General features: G+C 59.8%; 1 pseudogene. It reads right to left on the bottom strand.

Annotation, left to right across the window (positions count from 1 at the left end):
• Positions 1–219 (bottom strand): annotated as a pseudogene (locus tag H6B10_RS18445) (hypothetical protein); the annotation flags it as partial.

The raw sequence follows: 219 nt of genomic DNA, 5'->3' as shown, positions 1-219 counted from the left end.
GTTTCTATGTCTGCACTTGTCACCAACGTCCTCACCCAGGTCTGCATTACACTGATTGCGGTGGCCGGCGTTTACGTTCTCACCGGTCTGACCGGTATGTTCAGCCTGGGGCAGTGCGCTGAGGATGAAGGCGCCCAGGGTGGAGCCGGTCAGGCTGTTGACGCCGCCGAAGAATACCATGATGACCCAGTCGGCGCTCTTCTTCCAGCCGAACCCGGA

This window comes from Gemmiger formicilis (assembly GCF_016901605.1).
GTDB lineage: Bacteria > Bacillota > Clostridia > Oscillospirales > Ruminococcaceae > Gemmiger > Gemmiger formicilis_B.
This window is presented reverse-complemented; position numbering and strand designations above follow the sequence as displayed.